At 60.3% G+C, this 20,176-nt stretch carries 21 protein-coding genes and 2 pseudogenes; 13 read left to right on the forward strand and 10 right to left on the reverse strand.

What is annotated here, in order from left to right:
• Nucleotides 1-25: 25 nt before the first annotated feature.
• From NDI87_RS01810 to NDI87_RS01820, 3 genes are read right to left on the reverse strand one after another with little or no spacing between them, the layout of a single operon-like run.
• A complete protein-coding gene (locus NDI87_RS01810) occupies nt 26-946 on the reverse strand; it encodes a polysaccharide deacetylase family protein (RefSeq protein ID WP_296273089.1) in 921 nt (306 codons plus the stop codon).
• A 24-nt stretch (nt 947-970) separates the two neighbouring features.
• Nucleotides 971-1,714 (reverse strand): aspartate/glutamate racemase family protein, encoded by a 744-nt coding sequence (locus NDI87_RS01815; RefSeq protein WP_296273090.1) that lies wholly within the window; start codon nt 1,712-1,714, stop codon nt 971-973.
• Between the two features lie 18 nt (nt 1,715-1,732).
• Nucleotides 1,733-2,431 carry a GntR family transcriptional regulator gene (locus tag NDI87_RS01820; RefSeq protein ID WP_296273091.1) on the reverse strand — a complete coding sequence of 233 codons (699 nt, stop codon included), beginning with the start codon at nt 2,429-2,431 and terminating at the stop codon, nt 1,733-1,735.
• A gap of 376 nt (nt 2,432-2,807) precedes the next feature.
• Between NDI87_RS01820 and NDI87_RS01825 the strand changes: the two genes are divergently transcribed.
• Genes NDI87_RS01825 through NDI87_RS01845 form a run of 5 tightly spaced genes read left to right on the forward strand, consistent with a single transcriptional unit; the run spans nt 2,808 to nt 7,917 of the window.
• A complete protein-coding gene (locus NDI87_RS01825; RefSeq protein WP_296273092.1) occupies nt 2,808-3,806 on the forward strand; it encodes a TRAP transporter substrate-binding protein in 999 nt (332 codons plus the stop codon).
• 59 nt (nt 3,807-3,865) lie between these two features.
• Nucleotides 3,866-4,351, forward strand: a complete 486-nt coding sequence (locus NDI87_RS01830; protein WP_296273093.1) for a TRAP transporter small permease subunit — start codon at nt 3,866-3,868, stop codon at nt 4,349-4,351.
• Nucleotides 4,352-4,356: 5 nt separating this feature from the next.
• Entirely contained in the window at nt 4,357-5,637 is a 1,281-nt protein-coding gene (locus NDI87_RS01835) for a TRAP transporter large permease (RefSeq protein ID WP_296273094.1), read from the forward strand.
• A 1-nt stretch (nt 5,638) separates the two neighbouring features.
• Nucleotides 5,639-6,397: an Asp/Glu/hydantoin racemase gene (locus tag NDI87_RS01840; protein ID WP_296273095.1), complete on the forward strand. Its 759-nt coding sequence runs from the start codon at nt 5,639-5,641 to the stop codon at nt 6,395-6,397.
• Nucleotides 6,398-6,399: 2 nt separating this feature from the next.
• A complete protein-coding gene (locus NDI87_RS01845; RefSeq protein WP_296273096.1) occupies nt 6,400-7,917 on the forward strand; it encodes an amidohydrolase family protein in 1,518 nt (505 codons plus the stop codon).
• Between the two features lie 47 nt (nt 7,918-7,964).
• Here the strand turns inward: NDI87_RS01845 and NDI87_RS01850 are convergent, their stop codons facing one another.
• Nucleotides 7,965-9,389 (reverse strand): amidase, encoded by a 1,425-nt coding sequence (locus tag NDI87_RS01850; RefSeq protein WP_296273097.1) that lies wholly within the window; start codon nt 9,387-9,389, stop codon nt 7,965-7,967.
• A gap of 238 nt (nt 9,390-9,627) precedes the next feature.
• Between NDI87_RS01850 and NDI87_RS01855 the strand changes: the two genes are divergently transcribed.
• From NDI87_RS01855 to NDI87_RS01870, 4 genes are read left to right on the forward strand one after another with little or no spacing between them, the layout of a single operon-like run.
• Complete coding sequence (locus NDI87_RS01855) at nt 9,628-10,722, forward strand: ABC transporter ATP-binding protein (RefSeq protein ID WP_296273098.1); 1,095 nt, start codon at nt 9,628-9,630, stop codon at nt 10,720-10,722.
• A 41-nt stretch (nt 10,723-10,763) separates the two neighbouring features.
• Complete coding sequence (locus tag NDI87_RS01860) at nt 10,764-11,804, forward strand: ABC transporter substrate-binding protein (protein WP_296273099.1); 1,041 nt, start codon at nt 10,764-10,766, stop codon at nt 11,802-11,804.
• A gap of 17 nt (nt 11,805-11,821) precedes the next feature.
• Nucleotides 11,822-12,688 carry an ABC transporter permease gene (locus NDI87_RS01865; RefSeq protein WP_296273100.1) on the forward strand — a complete coding sequence of 289 codons (867 nt, stop codon included), beginning with the start codon at nt 11,822-11,824 and terminating at the stop codon, nt 12,686-12,688.
• A gap of 21 nt (nt 12,689-12,709) precedes the next feature.
• Nucleotides 12,710-13,525, forward strand: coding sequence for an ABC transporter permease (locus tag NDI87_RS01870; protein ID WP_296273101.1), 816 nt, complete (start codon nt 12,710-12,712; stop codon nt 13,523-13,525).
• Between the two features lie 34 nt (nt 13,526-13,559).
• Here NDI87_RS01870 and NDI87_RS01875 read toward each other — a convergent pair whose 3' ends face one another.
• Nucleotides 13,560-13,886 carry a hydroxyisourate hydrolase gene (locus NDI87_RS01875; RefSeq protein ID WP_296273102.1) on the reverse strand — a complete coding sequence of 109 codons (327 nt, stop codon included), beginning with the start codon at nt 13,884-13,886 and terminating at the stop codon, nt 13,560-13,562.
• Nucleotides 13,887-14,025: 139 nt separating this feature from the next.
• Here NDI87_RS01875 and NDI87_RS01880 point away from each other — a divergent pair, with 139 nt between their 5' ends.
• On the forward strand, nt 14,026-15,210 hold the full coding sequence (locus tag NDI87_RS01880) for an MFS transporter (protein ID WP_296273103.1): 1,185 nt from the start codon (nt 14,026-14,028) through the stop codon (nt 15,208-15,210).
• A gap of 47 nt (nt 15,211-15,257) precedes the next feature.
• On the opposite strand, the gene NDI87_RS01885 is transcribed toward NDI87_RS01880, so the two are convergent.
• From NDI87_RS01885 to NDI87_RS01905, 5 genes and pseudogenes are all read right to left on the reverse strand, one after another.
• The gene (locus NDI87_RS01885; protein ID WP_296273104.1) at nt 15,258-15,995 is read right to left on the reverse strand and encodes an aspartate/glutamate racemase family protein; all 738 of its coding nucleotides are present in this window, start codon (nt 15,993-15,995) and stop codon (nt 15,258-15,260) included.
• A 10-nt stretch (nt 15,996-16,005) separates the two neighbouring features.
• Nucleotides 16,006-16,254 (reverse strand): annotated as a pseudogene (locus tag NDI87_RS01890) (hypothetical protein); the annotation flags it as partial.
• Between the two features lie 412 nt (nt 16,255-16,666).
• A complete protein-coding gene (trxC, locus tag NDI87_RS01895; RefSeq protein ID WP_296273105.1) occupies nt 16,667-17,110 on the reverse strand; it encodes a thioredoxin TrxC in 444 nt (147 codons plus the stop codon).
• A 58-nt stretch (nt 17,111-17,168) separates the two neighbouring features.
• The gene (locus tag NDI87_RS01900; RefSeq protein ID WP_296273106.1) at nt 17,169-17,363 is read right to left on the reverse strand and encodes a DUF2905 domain-containing protein; all 195 of its coding nucleotides are present in this window, start codon (nt 17,361-17,363) and stop codon (nt 17,169-17,171) included.
• A 14-nt stretch (nt 17,364-17,377) separates the two neighbouring features.
• Nucleotides 17,378-18,520, reverse strand: a complete 1,143-nt coding sequence (locus tag NDI87_RS01905) for an SAM-dependent methyltransferase (RefSeq protein WP_296273107.1) — start codon at nt 18,518-18,520, stop codon at nt 17,378-17,380.
• A 19-nt stretch (nt 18,521-18,539) separates the two neighbouring features.
• Between NDI87_RS01905 and NDI87_RS01910 the strand changes: the two genes are divergently transcribed.
• The 3 genes and pseudogenes from NDI87_RS01910 to NDI87_RS01920 all read left to right on the forward strand — a co-directional run.
• On the forward strand, nt 18,540-19,334 hold the full coding sequence (locus NDI87_RS01910) for an SDR family oxidoreductase (protein ID WP_296273108.1): 795 nt from the start codon (nt 18,540-18,542) through the stop codon (nt 19,332-19,334).
• A 37-nt stretch (nt 19,335-19,371) separates the two neighbouring features.
• On the forward strand, nt 19,372-19,767 hold the full coding sequence (locus NDI87_RS01915) for a dihydroneopterin aldolase (RefSeq protein WP_296273109.1): 396 nt from the start codon (nt 19,372-19,374) through the stop codon (nt 19,765-19,767).
• A gap of 4 nt (nt 19,768-19,771) precedes the next feature.
• Nucleotides 19,772-20,176, forward strand: a pseudogene (locus NDI87_RS01920) (ATP-binding protein); the annotation flags it as partial.

The raw sequence follows: 20,176 nt of genomic DNA on the forward strand, positions 1-20,176 counted from the left end.
CCCTTGTGGCGAGTTCAACAGCGTGTCATGACCGGCCAACGGCGGCGCCTGTCGGCCTGGGTATCACGCCTTGGCTGAAGCGCGCAATTTCACCGGCCGTTGCCAGCCAGCAATCATCCCGCCTGCGCGCGATATGTTCCAGCGCCCGACGCAAGTGGCGCAGTCGAAAGGGCTGTCCAACGATCATGGCGTGCAGCGCAATACCCATGGCAAGCGGTTGCCCGGACGACTGTTGCAGCAGTTCCTCAAACTGGTCAATGATCATGTCGGCAAACTCGGACGCGCCGACCTGACGTCCGATGATGGCCGCACTGTCGTTGATCTCCTGAGGGTAAGGCAGACTGAGGATGTGCCCTTGACGCGTGTTCAGCCAGACCGGTTGATCGTCCATGCACCAGTCCATCAGATAGCTGTAGCCGGCTTCCTGGAGCAGGTCGGGGGTGAGCGGCGTTTCGGCAATCCAGGGGCTTAGCCACCCTGCTGGTGCAAGACCTTCATGGCGGGTGATCTCCCGTGTGACCCGGTCAATCAGCGCACGCTCATCTGCTTCAGTGAGGCCACCCTGGTGCTCCGAGTTGGTTCGTCCGTGCGCTGCGATCTCTGCCCCCGCCACACGGAATGCGTCGATCAATTGGGGACAGGTCGCGTACAGCTCAGAGTTCAGCAACAAGGAGACCGGCAGTTGGAGCGCCTGAAAGGCCTCCAGCAGCCGCCATGCACCCACCCGGTTGCCATAGTCGCGCCACGAGTTGTTCAGGACATCGGGGGCAGGCATGTTGGGCACCAGGTCTTCAGCCATGCCCTCGCCAAAGGCGTATTGCTCCAGATTCAGCGCGATGAACACCGCCAGGCGCTTGTGGCCGGGCCAATGAAAGTCCGGCCGCATGGTGATGGGCTGATAGGCATAACGGCCGTGGTGGCGCATCGGAAAATTGAGTGGTGTCATGGTCGCTGCCTCAAGTGTGAATTTTTATGCGCGACCAAACTGGCTGCGCAGTGCCGCGCTGACTTGTATCAGCGCGCGTTCAGTTGGCGCAGCCAGGCTCCCGGTGGAGGGCTTGGGGCAGGCCAGGCGCACCAGCATTTCAGCTTGCGCCACGGCGCATGAGACACCCTCCAGCAGGGGCACGGGCAGCTGTTTCTGCAGGCGTTCGGGCACACCCGCCATCACGGCACCCGCCAGCACAATCACCTCGCAACCGTCACGCTCGATCAAGTCGCGAGCCGCGCTCACCACCTGCTGGTCTACTTCGGTTTGGTCACCATCGCCATAAGGGGCTGTGTTTTCAAGCGCGCGCCAACCCGCAATGCGCCGTTCCAGCCCATACAGCGTCGCGAGTTCCTGGTAAAGCGGCAGCACGCGTTTGCCAAACATGACAACGCCGGTGCGTGTGCCCAGCTGGCAGGCTGTCAACCATGCCGCTTCCGTGATCCCCACCACCGGGGTGGACAGCATCTCGCGCGCTGCATACAGCGCGGTGTCATAGGAAACTGCCAATACCACAGCGTCAAAGGTGCCGGCATGGTGGGCGAGCGTGTCCAGCGTGGCGTGCTGCGCAATCGCCAGTTCAGCCCGGGTGCCGATGATGCGTGCACCAAAGGCGGCCGTGGCCGTCGTGATGTCGGTGCCGAGGCTGGCGCAACGACGCGCTTGGGAGGCCACCCGTGAGGTCACGAATTCCGAGGTGTTGGGATTAAGGATCAGCAAGCGCATCGGTGTGGCCTTGGGCGTTCAGGAAAAGATTTCTTCCAGGGTGGCGGATGGTTTCTCTGGCACCTCAAGCTGCACCGAACGCTCCACGTGGTTCAGATGGTGCACCATGAGTTCAGCTGCCCGTGCCTCGTCACGCAACTCGATGGCATCCACCAGGGCCGGGTGATCGCCCGGGCAAACCTGATGATTGGGTGTGCCAAACAGGATGATGATCAGGGCGGACAAGGTCTCCAGTTCACGCAAGGTTCGGGACAGGAAGCTGTTGCCAGCCATGTCCGCCAGTAAAAAGTGAAACTCGCCTGACAGTGAAACAATTTGACGCACATCACCCGCAAGCTGGGCTGCCTCTTCTTTCATCAGGTGTTCGCGCAAGGCACTCAACTGGTCGGCGGTCGCACCACGCGTCGCCAACTGAACCAGTGCGGGCTCGATCAGCCGTCTTGCGGCAAACACCTCCCGGGCCTGTGCCACGGTCGGGCTGCTCACGAATGCGCCACGGTTGGGAATGTTGGTTGCGATGCAGTCGTGCACCAAACGGCCAATGGCTTCTCTGATCTTGGTGCGGCTGACCTTGAAGATGTCTGCCAGGCGCGCCTCGACCAGTTGTGTGCCGGGGGGCAAACGGTGTTCCATGATCGCCAACAACAACCGCTCGGCGATTTCATCCGAGCTCAGTTTCCGAGTTTTGCGCGCGCTCGTTTTTTGTGGTTTGTCCACCGAAGTCTTTGTTGAATTTGCAGTTTTGACCACCCGTTTACTCCTGGATTAACGGGTGCGCTCATGCACCCGGCGCCGATTTTCGTTCATCGATCACGCGGTTTGGTGGCTGCTGCGGCGCAGTGCGATTGGCACCAATATTGCGGTGCCAGGGCGATGACATTGTCAAGTTGGTTGTATGCACTAGAAGTAAACATTTTTATTTCTTTTGCTCAATTCAGGTGATGGTTGAATCTTTTCACACCAATATGGTGCATTCATTGTCATGATTTATATGAATTTTTTCTAATTTAGTCAGGTATGCAATCTGGCTTGCAAATTGCATACCATTTATTTGTTGACTGTTTTTTTCATTTTCAATCTTTAGGAAATCATGATGCACCAAACGCTTCGCAAGATCGCATTCACCTTGACGGCCCTGGCCATGGCATCCGGCTCTGCGCTGGCGCAGGAGCGCTTGCGTATTGCCGGTAATTTCGCGGCAGACCATTCTTCATCCATCGCGATGCAGAAATTCAAAAGTGAGGTCGACACGGCCTCCAAGGGCGCCTTGATCATCGAGGTGTTTGACAACCAGCAACTCGGTGGCGCCCAGGAAAACGTCACCCAGACCCGCGCCGGTACGATCGACATGATGTGGGTGGGCATGGCGTTTCTGTCCCGCACGGTGCCAGAGTTGGAGGCCGTGAGTTTGCCCTTCATGTTTTCGAGTCGCGAGGTGGCTTACAAGGTCATGGACGGCCCGGCCGTGGACCTGATCGAGGAGAAGATGGCGAGCAAGGGCTTCACGTCCCTGGGCTTCATGGAGTTGGGCCTGCGCCAGGTCACGAACAGCCAGCGACCGGTGCGTGGCATGGCTGATCTCAAGGGTTTGAAAATTCGCATGCAACCCATTGAGACCCACCTGGCCACTTTCAAGGCATTGGGCGCCAATCCGCTGCCCATGGACATCAAGGAGGTTTACTCTGCCCTGGAGCAAAAGGTGATTGACGGCCAGGACAACCCTTTTTCATTGATCCTTGCCAGCCGGTTCTACGAGGTGCAAAAACACGTCAGCAACACCGGGCATTTCTTTGACTTCATCGCCGTGGCGGCCAACAAGAAAAAAATGGAGGCACTCACCCCTGACAAACAAAAAATTATCCGCACGGCCATGGGCAATGCCATCGCCTGGCAGCGCAGCGTGGCGGTCAAGGCCGATACCGATGCACTGGCCGAGTTGCAAAAGAAAGGCATGATCTACACCGAAATGCCGGCGTCCGAGCGGGAGGTCATGAAGAAGGCCACGGCCCATGTGGTGGACGATGTCAAGAAGCGGCTGGGCGCATCATTTGTTGAGCAGGTGCTGGCCGAAGTCAAGAAAGCCGGCGGCTAAAAACCATGGAAGGCACCTTGCGTTACCTGCCCATGCGCGCAAGCAAATCCTTGCGCCCCATGGCACACACCCTCGCGGTTCTGGACATCGCGGTCGGTTGGTCGCTGGTCGGCATGATCACGGTGATGGTGGCGGTTGTGTCGGCACAGGTGGTCTTGCGCTACTTGTTCAACAGTTCCATCGATTGGGCCGACGAACTGTCCCGGCTTTGTTTTGTCTGGTCGATTTTTCTCGCCATACCGATTGGGCTCAAGACTGGCGCCCATATCGGCATCGAGATGGTTTCAGCACGTTTGCCCATGCACATGCGGCGTGGCGTGGCGCGCGGGGTGGCTGCGCTGGGTGCGTGCCTCCTGTTGCTGGTGGCTTGGGAATCCGCCGTGATGGCCTGGGACCAATGGGATGAGTTGATGGCTTCACTCCCGGCGAGTGCGGCCTGGTTTCTGGTGCCTCTTGCCATCTCCGGCGTGCATGGCGCCTTGCACCTGATGTGGCAGACCTTCACGGGTGAAAAGCACCTGGATACCAGCCTGCCGGCGGAGTAGTCCTAATGAGTCTGCTGATCATCCTGGTTTTTTTTGGCGTGGGCCTGCTGGCCATGCCCTTGTCCCTGTCTTTGGGTGTTGCCGCCGTAGCCGGTCTGACGGCCAGCAACGTCGACTACAACCTTCTGCCGTCACGCATGATGAGCGCGGTCAATGCGTTTCCTTTGATGACCATCCCGTTCTTCATACTGGCAGGCGAGTTGATGCTCAAGGCCGGCATGATGGAGCGTCTTATTGACCTGGCAAATACCCTGGTCGGTCGCCTGCGTGGTGGCCTCGGGCATGTCACCGTGCTGGCGGGCATGGGCTTGTCCACGGTGTCGGGTGCTGCAGTGGCAGACGCCAGCGCCTTGAGTAGCACACTGCTGCCGTCTCTCTCCAGGCACTACGGTATGGGCTTTTCCGCCGCACTGTGCGCCGCGGCCGCCAACCTGGGGCCGATCATTCCACCCTCCGGCGCGATGATTGTGTACGCTTTCATGGCGGGGCCGTCGGTGTCCGTCGGCGGGCTTTTTATGGCCGGCGTGGTTCCTGGTGTGATCCTGGTGATAGGGATGATGGCGATGTGCTCCTTCATCGCCTGGCGGCGCAATTTCCCGTTGACCGGTGAACCCTTTGCGATCACGGCGGTGGTGCGCGAACTCAAGCGCTCGCTGATTATTTTTCTGATGCCCGTCATTGTGATTGGTGGCATCGTCGGCGGGGCTTTTACCGCCACGGAAGGGTCAGCCATCGCGGTTGTCTATGCCTTGCTGATCGGGTTGTTCGTGACCCGCAAGCTGCGCCTCTCGGACTTGCCGGAGGCCATCATCCGGGCGGCCATCACCTCTGCGGTGGTGGGGGCGATGATTGCCTTTGCCTCGGTCGTCACCTACATGCTGACCATCGACATGTTGCCGCAGAAATTGCTGGTGCTGATCCAGTCGCTGACCAGCAATCCGACAACCTACCTGTTGCTGGTGGCGCTGGTGCTGGTTGTGGTGGGCATGTTCCTGGAATCCAACGCGGCCTACATCATGTTGGTGCCGCTGCTGCACCCGATTGCCATCAAGTTCGGCATCGATCCCTTGCATTTCGGCTTTTTGTTCGTGTTTAACCTGGTCATCGGCATGCTCACACCACCGGTCGGGGTGGTGCTGTTTGTCACCTGTGGCGTGGCAAAAATATCACTGGGGGAGCTGAGCAGGCACGTCTGGCCGTTCATTGCCCTGATGTACGGATTGCTGATCGTTTGTCTGTTTGTGCCGCAATTGGTGCTGACACTGCCACGTTTGATGGGGTACTGAGATGACGTTGAATCCTTCTGCCGCCGAATCCTTTGCCGCGCAGCGCCATGTCATGGGCACCATCACGCCCTCGGGAAACACCGTGGTGGAGCGGGTCACACTGGGCATCGCCCGTGCGTTGCCACTGGTGTCCGCCCATTTTTCACGCACCCCCGTGTTTGGCAGCGCGGACCCCTCGCCCGATGCCTATGCGCTCGAGGGACTGCTGTCGGCCGCCCGGTTGCTGGCCCATGCCGCACCACAGGTTCTGGTGTGGAACGGCAGCAAGGGCGCGGGCATCGGCTTCCATCATGACCGCGCCCTGGCGACGCAATTGCAGATCGAAACCGGCATCGCCACCACCACCTCCATGCTGGGCATGCAGGCGCTGTTCAAGGCCCGTGGCATTCATCGCATTGGTGTGGTGACACCTTATTCGGATTCGGCACAACACAAGACACTGGCCTGCCTGGCCCGGGAAGGTTTGGACTGTGTGGCGCATGCCCACGTCGGGCTGAGCGACAACTTGTCGTATTCCAGTGTGCCGACGCAGGACATTGTTGCCATGGCGCGCTCCGTGGCATCGGCCAAACCACAAGCCATTGTGTGCCTGTGCACCAATTTCCCTGCTGCTGTTGTGGCGGCACCGCTGGAGGCCGAGTTGGGTATTGCGGTGTACGACTCCACCGCCCTGGGCGTCTGGCATGGGCTCCAGCTGTGTGGCGCTGACACCAGCGCGGCAACGGCCTTGTGGGGTTCCCTTTTTTCCGAGGTGTGCTGAACATGGACAGCGCGCTTTTGATTCGCAATGCCCACGTCCTGACGCTGGACGATGCCGGACACGAGTGGCCATGCGCTGACATCGTGGTGGAGGGCTCACGCATCGTGGCCATCGGCCCCCAGCTTGCGGATGGGTGGAACAGGCCCGTTGCGCGCACGCTGGACGCGGCCGGACTGCTTGCCATGCCAGGCTTGATCAACGCCCACTTTCATTCGCCGGGCAACCTGATGAAAGGGTGTCTGGAGGGCATGCCCCTGGAATTGTTCATGCTCCACGAGGTGCCGCCATTGTCTGATGCGGGGGACACCGAGCGGCTGATTTATGTTCGCACGCAACTCGCGGCAGTGGAAATGCTGCGCCGTGGCATCAGCTGTGTGCACGACGATGCCTACCATGTGCCGGTGGCCAGCCGGCAGGGTATTGACGCCATCATGCACGCGTATTCGGATGTGGGTATCCGCGCCACCGTCGCCATCGACCAACCCAACGTGGTCGAGTACGACAAGTACCCGTTCATGGCGGAGCTCCTGAGCGCAGGGCAGCGCCAGGCCATGGACCAGGCCCCCCGGCAGACCGCTGACGAGTTGCTGGCCTTGTACGCTCACCTGATTTCGCGTTGGCACGGGGCCGCTGACGGCCGTCTGGCTGCGGCCGTTTCCTGCTCCGCACCCCAGCGAGTCACGCCGGACTACTTCGAAGGTTTGTCCCGCCTGTCCAAAGCCCACGACCTGCCTTTCAATATTCATCTGCTCGAAACCCGTTTGCAACGGGTGCTGGGCGCCGAAAAGTACGGCAAGTCGCTGGTTCAACATGTCCACGATCTTGGGCTGCTGGACCAACGCATGATGGTGATTCATGCCATCTGGATCGATGCCAACGATATTGCGCTGCTGGCGCAGTCCGGTTGCACGGTTGCGCACAACCCGGTCTGCAACCTGCGCCTGGGCAGTGGTGTGATGCCCTGGCGGGCCCTGCGAGAGGCCGGGGTGCCCCTGTGCCTGGGTACCGACGAAATGAACACCGACGACACCACCAACCTGTGGCAGGTGGCCAAGACCGGCGCACTGCTGCAGACGCTCACCCATGCCGATAACCGCTGTTGGCCGCAGGCCAGCGAGTTTCTGCAGGCCGCCACGCGTGGTGGGGCGCGGGCGATACGCCATGAATCGGATCTGGGTCAATTGAAAGTTGGCGCGCTGGCGGACATTTGTTTGCTCGACCTGGACACCCATGCCTTCACCCCGCTCAATGACCTGCGCCGCCAACTGGTGTATTGCGAGGATGGCAGCTCGGTGCGTTACACCATCGTTCATGGCCAGGTGGTGTTTGAGTCTGGTCGGGTCACCACCGTCGATGAGCGTGCCTTGCGCGCGGAAGTCCGGACGCTGATGGACGGCTACCGTGACCAACTGGACCACGCCAGTGTCCAAGCTGCGGCGCTGGAGCCGATCTACCGCGCCATGTTGGAGCGTTCAGCGGAAGTTTCCGTTGGAATGGTCCGGCGGCTTGATGCGCTTTAAACCCAAACTCCATGCATGTTTTCATCACGTTTTAACCCAGGGTGTATTCAGTTGCAAAGCAGCGGAGAGGCCGGGCTTTTCCCCAGAATCTGTTCAGCCTGCCAAGCCAGTTGCAGCACCAATGTGTCGGCAAACCGGGGCGCCGCAATCTGCAAGCCGACGGGCAAACCCTGTCGGCCCGTGCCACAGGGCAGGGAGATGGCCGGCACGCTGCCATAGTTGAAGATTGGCGTGAACGCCGCATGGCCACGCGGACCTGCCGCCACGCCACCAATCTGGTTTGGCCCCAGACTTCCCAATGGCCAGGCCTCAACTGGCGACACCGGGCACAGCAAGGCATCGTATTGTTCAAAAAAGTGGGTGAAACTGGTATGGAAATGTTCGCGAAGGCGCAGCAACTCTGCCATGCGAGGGCCGCTGACGGCCTGTCCCAATTCAATCTGCGCCCCAATATCCGGATCCAGCAACTCGGGCTGGCGCCGCCAGATATCGCCAAACAGATGGGCAAGTCCCGCCTGTTGAATGGCAATCAGCGGATACTCGCGCGTCTGAGCTGGCCAGACCGGGTCAGCCTCGTCAATGACCCAACCGGACAGCCGCAGCCGACTGATCGCGGCATCCAGTGTCTGCAGCACGTCGTCATCCACCGGCAGACCACAACCCAGATGGGGCGACCAAGCCAGCCTGAGTCCGGGTGTTGGCTGCTTGAGAGAACGCATCAGGTCCGAACTGGCAAAGGCCGGGTTCGAAAGCGGATCGGCCGCAGACCAGTCGGTGAGCAAATGGAGCATCAGCGCCACGTCTTCAACATCGCGCCCGATTTGCCCAATCACCGAGAGCAGATGGTTCGGGTCATCAAAGCCCCAGGGATTGGGTACGCGCCCCAGTGTGGGCTTCATGCCGACCAAGCCAGTGTGAGCGGCCGGGCGACGAGTCGAACCGCCGGCATCGGTGACCAATGCCAGCGAGCCCAAGCCTGCGGCAACGGCGGCCACTGCGCCACCGGAAGAGCCGCCAGGCGTGCGCGCCAGATCCCAGGGGTTGCGGGTTTCGCCGTGCAGCGGCGTGTTTGTCACACCTTTGCAGGCAAATTCGGAGCAATTTGTCATGCCCAGCGGGACGGCGCCGAGTTGCCGCAGACGCGCCACACACCATGAATCCCGTGGCGCCCTGAAATCGGCAAATACCCGCGAGCCAAAGCTGGCTGGCTGATCCTGCAACCAGAGGTTATCTTTGACGCTGAATGGCACCCCCGCCAGCGGCAAGACTTCGCCACGGGCCAGTCGTTCATCGACGACTTTGGCTGCTGCCAGCGGCACGGCCGGGTCGAAACTGGCGAAGGCGTTGAGCAGAGGATCCAGGCGAGAAATGCGCTCGGACTGGGCCTGTGCCACCTCGGTGGCGCTCAAGTGGCCCGACTGGACCAGTGTTGCGATCTCCCGGGCCAGCATCTGATGGATGTTTGCTGTCATGTGAATTTAATACTTCTCTGGTTTGCATGCACCAAGCTGAGTTCCGTGCGCCGGCGTGCGTCATCTCATTTGGTGCATGGTTTTCAAATCTGGTGCAAGCGCCTGCAGTAATGACGCGCCGCCGGAAAGGTAAGCAAGTTCGAATCCAGCCCATACAGTCAGCCGCGTCTATTTTGGATACGATTGCCTAACAGATTGAATGCTATTTTTTGGCACATGAATTGCTTTGTAGATCGGCATGAGCATCAATCATGGCCAAACGCTGACTCTCGATGACATCGTGCACCAATACGGTGGCGCCCTGGCGGTGGACCATGTAACGCTGGAAATCAAGGCCGGTGAGCTGGTGGCCCTGCTCGGGCCCAGTGGCTGCGGCAAAACCACCCTGTTGCGCATCATCGCCGGCTTCATTGCGCAAACTTCGGGCAAGGTGGTGGCCGGTGGGCGGCGCATTGATGAACTGCCACCGGCAGAGCGCGGGGTTGGTATCGTGTTCCAGAACTACGCTCTATTTCCTCATATGACGGTGGCCGAAAACGTCGGCTATGGTCTGGCTGCGCGCGGCACTGACAAGGCTGCGGCGCGCAAGCGCACCAGCGAGATGCTCGACATGGTGCAGATGGGGCATCTGGCGGACCGCCTCACCAAGCAACTGTCTGGTGGTCAGCAGCAGCGGGTGGCTTTGGCGCGGGCCTTGGCGATTGAGCCCCGTGTGCTGCTACTCGACGAGCCATTCTCGGCGCTCGACAAGAGCCTGAGGCTGGACATGCAGATTGAGATCAAGCGTATCCAGCGCGCGGCTGGCACCACCGCAATCATCGTCACTCACGACCAGGAAGAGGCCCTGAGCATGGCGGATCGCGTGGCGGTACTCAACCAGGGGGCACTGGAGCAGTTCGCACCGCCCTCGCAGGTGTACGACCACCCGGCAACCTATTTTGTCAACCAGTTTGTGGGCACAGCGAATGTGCTGCATGCCACCTTGGAGTCCATTTCGGGCGACCGCGCCTGCCTGCGTCTGGCTGATGGGACGGCCTTGATGTCCCGCGGTCCGGCGGGCCTTGCGACCGGCTCCAGCGTGGTGGCCTGCATACGCCCCGAGAACCTGTGTGTCTCGGTGGGTGATGAGGGCGTGCCCGCATCGGTGGAATTTGGCATGCCGCTGGGTGCCACCATCGTGCATGAACTGCGCACTGATAGCGGACAACGTCTGAAGATTTCCGAGCAGCGCAAACCCGGTGCTGTGCCGCGCGAGCCGGGTACTCGCCTGCGGGTATGGCCAGCCTCCGTTGACAGCGTTGCCGTGTTTTCCAGCATGCAGGCCAGCGCCTGATTTTTCAACCCGTTCCCTTCTAACTTTTAAAGGAAAACATCATGAAACTAGACCGCCGTTCCTTGCTAGGCAGCGCACTGACCCTTAGCGCACTGCAACTTTTTCCTGGGCTGAGTCACGCACAGGCCCGCAAGCTGGTGTTTGCCACCTTTACCGGTAGCTGGGAAGAAGCACACCGCGACGTATTGGTGCCAGCCTTCAAGAAAGAGGGCAAGGAGGTCCTGCTCGACGCCATGCTGTCGGTGGACCAGATCGCCAAGGTCTCGGCGTCCAAGGCCAATCCGTCCATTGACCTGATGCTGCACGACCCGGGTCCTGCCCTGACCGCGATTGCTCAGGACCTCGTCGAGCCCTTTCCGGTGGCACAAAGCAAGCACTACAAAGACCTGATCCCTGAAGCCCAGGATCCCCAAGGCCCAGCCATGTTCTTCCAGGTAGTCGGAATCACCTACAACCCCGAGAAGATCAAGACACCGCCCACCTCCTGGGCCGACCTGTGGAAGCCCGAGTACAAGGGGCGGGTTGGCATCACCAACATGAACTCCACGCTGGGCACCGGTTTCATGGTCGAACTGGCGCGCATGTATGGTGGCTCTGAAGCCAACATCGAACCCGCGTTCAAGAAAATCAGCGAACTTAAACCCAACCTGGCTGCGGTCGCGTCCAATCCGGGTGCGCTGGCGGCGCTGTTTCAGCAGGGCCAAATCGACATCAGCCCTGGCAACTTCAACGCCATCCAGATTCTCAAAGCGCGCGGGGTTCCGGTCGAGTTTGTTGCGCCCAAGGAAGGTGCGATTGCCTTCAAGACCTCGGTGCATATCGTGAAGAATTCGCCCAACCAGGCACTGGCGGCGGCGCTCATAGACACGGCACTGTCGCCGGAAGTTCAAGCGCGGTTGATGGAGAGCCCCTACCTGATCGTGCCGACCAACAGCCGGGTAAAGATGGGCGGTGAAATCGCCAAGGTGCTGGCCAAGGACCAGGCCGACATGAAGAAAAAGTTCGTCTTTCAGGACTGGAAGAAGATCAACGAAAATCGCGCGGCCTGGATTGACCGTTTCAACCGCGAGATCAAGGTCTAGGCCACGGGTCGGCATCCATGAGCGCCGCCGCTGTCAAACTGCCATCGGTCTCAGGCTACAGCCTGGCCTTTGCCACACCGCTGGCAGTATTTTTCCTGCTGTTTTTTCTGGCGCCGTTGCTGCTGCTGATCCTCATCAGCTTTTACAACGACACGGCGCTCAGCAGCATGGGCGCGGCGCAATATATCAAGTTCGGCACCGATGGTTTCTCATTGCAGGTGCTGGGCGATACGCTGGGCCTGGGTGTGCAGGTGACGCTGCTGTGCCTGCTATTGGGTTATGCGCTGGCCTGGTCGTACGTGCGCAGCCCCTCGTCAATGCAAAAGGTGCTGATGCTGATCATCGTCATGCCCTTGCTGACCAGCGTGGTGGTGCGGACTTTTGCCTGGGTGGTGATTCTTGGGCGTCAGGGCATTGTCAACTCGATGTTTCTGGATCTGGGCTGGATTGAGACACCTCTGAAACTGCTTTACACCCGTGGCGGGCTCATTGTGGCGCTGGCCAATGTGCAGTTGCCGCTGATGGTGCTGCCCCTCATCACGGCATTGCAAAAGCTCGACCCGAATCTGGAGGACGCGTCCTCCGCGCTCGGGGCCAGCGCCTGGCGCACATTTGCCCGTATCACCCTGCCGCTGACCCTGCCGGGCATCATCGCGGGTTGCCTGCTGACTTTCACTGCCAGCGTCACAGCCTTCATTTCGCAGTCGCTGATTGGGGGCGGCCAGATGCTGTTCATGCCCATGTACATTTATCAGCAGGCATCCACCCTGCAGAACTGGCCGTTCGCGGCTGCCATCTCGCTGGTGTTTCTGGTGGCAGTGCTGGGTTGTGTGACGATTTTCAACCTGCTCGGGCGCATGAGCCGGGGCTCCTTGGCCAGCTGACAAACCTTATTGAGCCTCTACATGAGCACGGCACTCCGACACGCGCCTTCCAGCATTGCCTTGCACGGCGTACTGGGCTGCATCGCCATCATGGCGACCATATTGCTGCTCGCGCCCACCATTGTGGTCATTGTGGTGTCGTTTACGGGCGGGTATTCGCTCAAGTTCCCTCCGTCGAGTTACTCATTGCGCTGGTACCTGTCGCTAGTGGACGCCTGGCAGCTACAGTTTGCCGCACTGAACAGTTTCAAGGTGGCTAGCGCAGCCACGCTGCTGTCTGTACTGATGGGCGTCAGTGCGGCAATGGCGATTGCCAGCTCTGAAAAGGCCATGGCGCGGGTGCTCGATTCGCTGTTCATGTCGCCACTGATCCTGCCGGCACTGGCTTTGGGCTTGGCATCCCTGATTTATTTCTCGCGCATGGGCCTCAATCTGTCGCTGACCACCCTGGTGATTGGCCACACGGTGGTTGGGGTGCCGTATGTGATACGCACCACGGTGGCGGCGCTGTCGCAACTGCCGCCCGCCCTGCTCGAAAGTTCCGCCAGCCTCGGGGCCGGTCGGCTTTACACCTTTCGGCGTGTGACCCTGCCGCTGATCGCCCCGGGCATTGCCGCGGGCGCGTTCATAACGTTCATGTCGTCGTTTGACAATGTGCCGGTGTCCTTGTTCTTGCGCGATGCCAGCACCGACATGTTGCCGATCCGCATGTGGCAAGACCTCGAAAGCAAGCTCGACGTTAGCATTGCCGCGGTCTCCAGCCTGATGGTCGTGATCACACTGGTGCTGATGCTGGTGATGGAGCGCCTGACCGGGATCAGCCGGCGGATTCGTTAGGCTTGACGTGAGGCGGTGTTGCCTGCCCGTTGTGTCAACTACCGCGAAACAGCGAAAAACCCCAGGGCGTGAATTTCATCGGCAGGTGAACGTGTTGGCTGGCGTCACCAAGCTGAAAATGAAACGGCACTACCTCAAGAAACGGGCTGTCCCCGCCCTGTGCCCGCAAGTAATCACCCAGGTGAAAAAGCGCCTCGTAACTGCCTTCGGTAATGCCGACTCCAGAAACGCTGGGGTGGTCAAGCTGACCATTGACGCCCAGGCGGCCCTCGGCAAGTTGTCGTCGCTCGGGGGTCAGGCACCAAAGTTCAACCAGCATGCCGCTGGCCGGCACGCCGCGTGCCACATCGACTGCGTGCAAGGAAATTCCTCCAGCCATTCGTCAGCTCCTTCAAAAGATAAGCTCACTGTAGCAGGGCCGTCATGGCGACGCACAATCCGGTTGCGATGGCGGGTTGTTGGCAACGAACTGTCGCACGCAAACCACGCGGGCAGGTGACATGAGCCCACTTCTCTTGACGCTGGTGCCCATGCTGCTGCTACAGGCGACAGTGGCATTGGGTCTTTTTTCACTGGCGACCCTGGCGCCAGCCTTGCAAATTTCGGTGCCGGAGCTGGGCTGGCTCAACATGTTTCTGTTTGGCGTGGGGGCCTTGATCGCTTTTCAGGCCGGGCGCTTGCTGCGTTGGCTGGGCCCCTGGCCGGTTGCCATCTTGTGCGCGGTATCGGTTGCACTGGGCATGGCCTGCCTGGCGCTGTGGGGTCGGCCGGCCATATGGTTTGCGGCATTTTTTTTTGGTCTTGCCTTTGGCCCCGAAACACCGGCCAGCACAGCCTTGCTGGCAGCCGTTACGCCAGCCGCTCGGCGTCCACTCGTGTTCTCGGTGCGCCAGACTGGCAACCAGATCGGAGCCATTGGCGGGTCGCTGACTTTGCCGCTGCTGCTGGCGCTGGATGCCCGGCTGCCATTCATTCTGGTGGCCGTCATCAGTCTTTCCCTGGCGCTGTGGTGCGCCTGGCTGGCGCGCAAACCCGGCCTGCGCCATGTCGCCATACACGCCAGCTCCGTGCCAAAGCGGCCGAAACTGCCGCTCCAGAAACGTGCGTGGGCGCTGGGCACCATGCCACTGCGTTGGTTGGCCTTGGCCGCGTTTTTATTCTCGGCCACGCAGATGAGTCTGAATGTTTTTCTGCTGAGTCACGCCGTCTGGACTTGGGGCATGGCCCTGCCGCAAGCTGCCGCCTGGGTCGCCCTGCTGCAACTCGGTGGGCTCATTGGACGATTGGCTTGGGGTTGGCTGGCGCAGCACTTCGCCAGTGCGTCACGCCTGCTGGGCGCCATTGGGCTGCTTGCGGCGTCGACGGGTCTGCTGCTGATGCTGTCGCCCCTGAGCCTGGGGGGATGGGTCTTTGGCACCTTGCTGCTCGTGCTGGGGTTTGCCGCCAGTGGCTGGAACGGCGTGCTGGTGGCTGAGGTCACTCGGCTGGCCGGCAGCCACCAGGCCGGTGAGCTGACCGGGCGGGTGCTGGGCTACGGCTACCTCGGACTGGCCTTTGCACCTGGCGCTTTTGCCTGGGCCGCCGGGCTGACGGATACACGCATAGGGTTCGTCTGCCTGTTCCTGGCCACGGGTTTGGCCGCTTGTGGTCTGATTGCAGCCCAGCCTGGCAGGACTGTCAACTGATTGGGTAGGGCATGAGGCCGGGTTTTCCGGATTCGCTTTTAAGCCGATCAACGCAAACCCAAGTGAGTCAACGCCGCCGACAGATTGACCCAAGGCACATCAAAACCGGGCTGCTGGCGTTGTGGCGGCGGCGTGTGACCACGCAGCGCCCAGTGCGCCCCGGTAGTGACACTGTCGACAATTGGCACATTCACAAACGGCTGGATATCTGCAGCCATTCCGGCCAGTCCGGCACCACCCAGAATCACCGTCCGCACTCCCAACTGGCGCGCCGCGTCCTGACAGGCCTTGGCCAGCAATTTGCGCGCTGCTGCCGGGTCGGCTGCGAGCTGGGCGCCGGTCGGTGCCACGGTGTGAATGCCCGCCAGGGCTTGCGCATGGCCCAGCGACTGCGCCAATCTTTGCAAGATCGGCGCCCAGCGCTCGCCGCCGGTGACGATGACAAAGCGGCCATGGCGCGCCGCTTCAATGAAAGCGGCTTCGGCCAAACCGGTGATCGGCACCGGGCTGCTTTCGCGCAAAGCCATCAAACCGGGGTCTCCAAAACAGCCAATCAACACCGCATCCGGCGCAGCTGGGGCATCGGCCAAAGCAGCCGCCCAGGCGTCCAACGTGGCATGGGCTGCAATGGCATAACTGGCTTCATCTGAAATGTAGGGCGCCCCAAAACGGGCAGTGACGGAACGCACACATACATGGGAGCCCGCGGCGAGTTGCACATGCTGTTGCAGCAAGGCCGTCACATTGGGTGAGGTATTGGGGTTGATGACGAGCAATTGGCGCATGAGGTATAGGTCAAAAAGTCGTTGGCGAAACGGTTATTGAGAGCAGCGGCGCTAAAGCCAGTGCAATCGCATCCGATGATATGACCATGGTGACTGTACCCAACGAAAATATCGACGATGTGGTCACGGTAGCGGTCAGACCCTGAAATTACAACGGCAGAGTGTTCAAATCACCTATCGCTAGCGTGGTGCGGAAAATTGCGCCCCAACTCACAGTAAAACCGGACATGCCGATGCTTGCCACTGTGGGAGCAATCAGTTCACCCTTATTACGGGGGGCATCATGATGCGAAATCAACGGCTGCTATCCGGCTGGCAAGTCGGTGCTCAGACGGATCAGCATCAGCGCGTTGCTAAATGCCACGAACGGCTTTTGATTGGAGTTGAATCGGGTAATCGGAAAGCTGCCTGTCGTGATCGGCTCCTATGGGTCTATTGCGGTAGTAGAAACGCAGGCTTCAGTGTTCAGTCTTTTTCTCGTCAGAAATCATTGTCGAGAATAATTCCAGAGCGCGACAATCTCGGCGGGTACTTGACGTGCCTGATGACAGGGTGATCGCAGTGGGTCTTGAAAGAGTAGCCAGAATTAGCAGCTACAGCACCAATCCAGCAGACGCGTGCAATGCTGACAGGCTGATAGCGTTGAAGTCGCTCAAACTTGAGCACATCTTTCAAGTACGTGGCAAATGCTGCTGTGTCCAGCGCACAATGTCGGTCGTGCCCATGGCGCCGGCCTGGCGCGCCACCTCCCGGCCACCGACAAACAAGGCCAGCGTGGGAATGCTGCGGATGTTGAAACGCGCGCCCAGGTTTGGCTCGGCTTCGGTGTTCACCTTGGCCAGCCGCACCGCAGGCTCCAACTGGGCGGCGGCCTGCTCGAAGGCGGGCGCCATCTGGCGGCACGGGCCGCACCAGGGCGCCCAAAAATCAACCAGCACCGGGATCTGGTTGCGCTGGATGTGGCGCGCAAAATCGGCTTCGTCAAGCATCACCGGATGGGCCGTAAACAGCGGTTTGTGGCAACTGCCGCAGTCTGGCGCATTGCCCAAATTGGTTCGGCTGACGCGGTTGGTGGTGTGGCAATGTGGGCAGACAAGGTGCAGGGAATCGGTCATGGCAAATCCTTTCAGGTCCTGTAAATGGATGCGCCTGGCATGAAGTCAAGCGCTTGACTCAAAGGAATCTGGCGATGGCGGCAGCCACCATACTCAAGATGATCGTTGTGGTCAGCGGAATAAAGAACTCCTTGCCAAAAACTTTGAAACGGAAATCACCCGGCAATTTGCCAAAGCCCAGGCGCTGCAGCCAGGGCGTGACGCTGTTGATCAACACCAGCACCAAAAAAACAACGATGAGCCAGCGGAACATAGGTTGGGCCTTGCTTAAAGGGTGTGCGTTTTGTCGCCCTGATCGAACCCCAGCGCCTGCCAGGGTTCGCCCTTGTAAAAACCGATCACCTTGAAGAGCTCGCCCATTTCATGCTCCATGATCAGTTTTTGCGCCATCACCCTGGTTGCCAGGTCGGCGGCTTCCATTTGTTTGAGCAGGCCGCAGTTCATCAAAAAACGGCCCTGGTTGCAATAACCGAGCACGCCCAGACCGGCGTCGATGCCGGCCAGTGCAATGCCGGTAAAGTTGACATGGGCCGTGATGTCCTTCTGGCCGACACGGGCCAATGGGTCGTCGTCCATCTGGTGCGCCTGGTGGCACATTACCGTGCCCATATGGCGTTGCGGGTGGTAGTACTCGGCCTCCGGAAAGCCGTAGTCGATCAAAAACACGGCACCGCGCGAGAGCCTGGACGCCAGCGTGCGCACAAAGGACTCCCCCTGCGGGTGGATTTCGGTCAGGTAATCCTGGGGGCCATCAATTGCCAGTGGTGGGCGCAGCGCCGTAGGGCGGTCGGCCCAGGCAAAAGTGGGTGTGCCATCCGTGCCAACAGCGCCCTGCACCACGCCGCGCTCATGCCATTCGCCACCCACCCGTGCCAGCAATTTGACCGGCATGGCGTCGAGCACCTCGTTGCCCAGCACCACGCCCTGCATCTCGTCGGGCAGGGCATCGACCCAGCGCACTTGTTCAACAAAGGCAGCCAAAGTGGCCTGCTGGCGGGCGCGCAAACTGCTTGAAATGTCGACGATGGTGTAGCGCGGCAGAGGCTTGCCCTGCGTCTGCAGGGCTTGCAGGATCTGCAATGCCAGCGCGCCCGAGCCGGCGCCAAATTCCCAGACTTCCTGCGTTCCCGTCACCGCAAGCGCCTGCGCCACCTGTTGCGCCAGCGTCCAGCCAAACAGCGGCGTGATCTCGGGCGACGTGACAAAGTCGCTGCCGGCCATGCGCGCACCGTCCTGCACGGTGTAGGGCAGGGTGCCAAATTTGGTGCTGCCGTGGGCGTAGTAACCCAGGCCGGGGGTGTACAGGGCCCGGTCCATGAAGACATCGAAGCCAATCCAGCCACCGGCCTCAAGAATTGTCCGGCTAATGTGGCTGGCGAGCGCGCTCGTTAAACTGTGGGGTGTTGTCATAACCTGGAATTGTCCCCGAATGTCTCACCCCGTTGCGTCACCATCCACTGCCGCACCCGCGCAGCGCACCGTTTTGGTGACCGGCGCGGCGAAACGGCTGGGCCGCGAGATCGCTCTCACCCTGGCCCGCGCCGGCTGGCGCGTGGCCGTGCATTACCGCGATTCGGTGGAGGAAGCGCGAAAAACCGTTGCTGACTGCAGCAAGTTGTCCGGGGCCAGCGCCTCTTTTCGCGCCAACCTGGCCAATGAGACGGCAGTGCGCAACCTGCTGCCCAGTGTTCTGGAAAAGCTGGGCCAGGTTGACGCCATTGTCAACAGTGCGTCCACTTTTGAGCACGACACGCCCGAAACCTTCAGTTTTGCCGCCATGGAAAAACACATGCGCGCCAACGCCGGGGCGGCCATTCTGCTGAGCCAGGCACTGCACGCGCATCTGTTGACCCGTGCCGGGGCTTCTGGGGCGGTGGTGAATCTGCTGGACCAGAAATTGTGGAACCCCAATCCGGACTTCATCAGCTACACGCTGTCCAAGGCCGCGCTGGAGTCTGCCAACACCATGCTGGCGCTGGCGCTGGCACCGCATGTGCGGGTGGTGGGTGTGGCGCCGGGCCTGACGCTCACGAGCCAGATGCAGACGCCGGAAAAACTCGATGCACTGCACAGGCTGTCGCCCCTGGGCCGCGCTTCGACGGCTTCGGATGTGGCGGCCACGGTGGCGTTTGCGCTTGAAAACCAGTCCATCACCGGCACCACCTTGCTGGTCGATGGCGGCCAGCACCTGATGAAGCCTGCGCGCAATGTCGCGTTGCCGTAAGGTCCGGCTGCATTCCCATGTACCCATTTCTTACACCATGACCTACTACACCAGCAGCCATACCCTGGGCCAGCAAATCCTGACGCTCACCGGCCTGCGTTTTGATGCCAATCTGGGCATTCTTGAAACCGAGAAAAGCGCCCCGCAACCGATCCAGGTGGATGCCGAACTGAGCCTGGGGCTGCAAGCGCTGCTGCCGGCTGACGACGACATCACGCATGTGCTGGACTACCGCAAGGTGCGCAAAATCATCATTGACGAATGCACCGCCGAGCATGTCAACCTGTTGGAGACGCTGATTGGCAAGCTGGCCAACCGGCTCATGCAGTTGCCGGGTGTGAAGGGCGTGCGCGTCAAGATCGCCAAGCTCGAAATTTTTGCCGACTGCGAAGTGGCCATTCGCATTGAAACCGGCCAGTGGAACAAGGATTGAAGCCATGAATGCAATTTGGACCGATAACGAGCCTGTCAGACTGAAGTCTGACCCACAGGTGCCAGGCAGCCCTGAGAAGGTGCAGCAGCCCAAGATCGAGCGCGAAATCCATAAACTCGAAAAGCGCCTGTGCCGCCAGGTCGGCCAGGCCATCATCGACTTCAACATGATCGAGGAGGGCGACCGGGTGATGGTCTGTGTGAGCGGTGGCAAGGACAGCTACGGGCTGCTCGACATTTTGCTTAAATTACAAAAGCGCGCGCCGATCAGCTTCGAGATCATCGCCGTCAACCTCGACCAGAAACAGCCGGGCTTTCCGGCGCATATCCTGCCCGAGTACCTGGCCAAACTCGGCATCGAATACCACATCGAGACCCAGGACACCTACAGCATCGTCAAGAAAGTGGTG

The organism is Rhodoferax sp. (genome assembly GCF_023701345.1).
Classification (GTDB): domain Bacteria; phylum Pseudomonadota; class Gammaproteobacteria; order Burkholderiales; family Burkholderiaceae_C; genus Rhodoferax.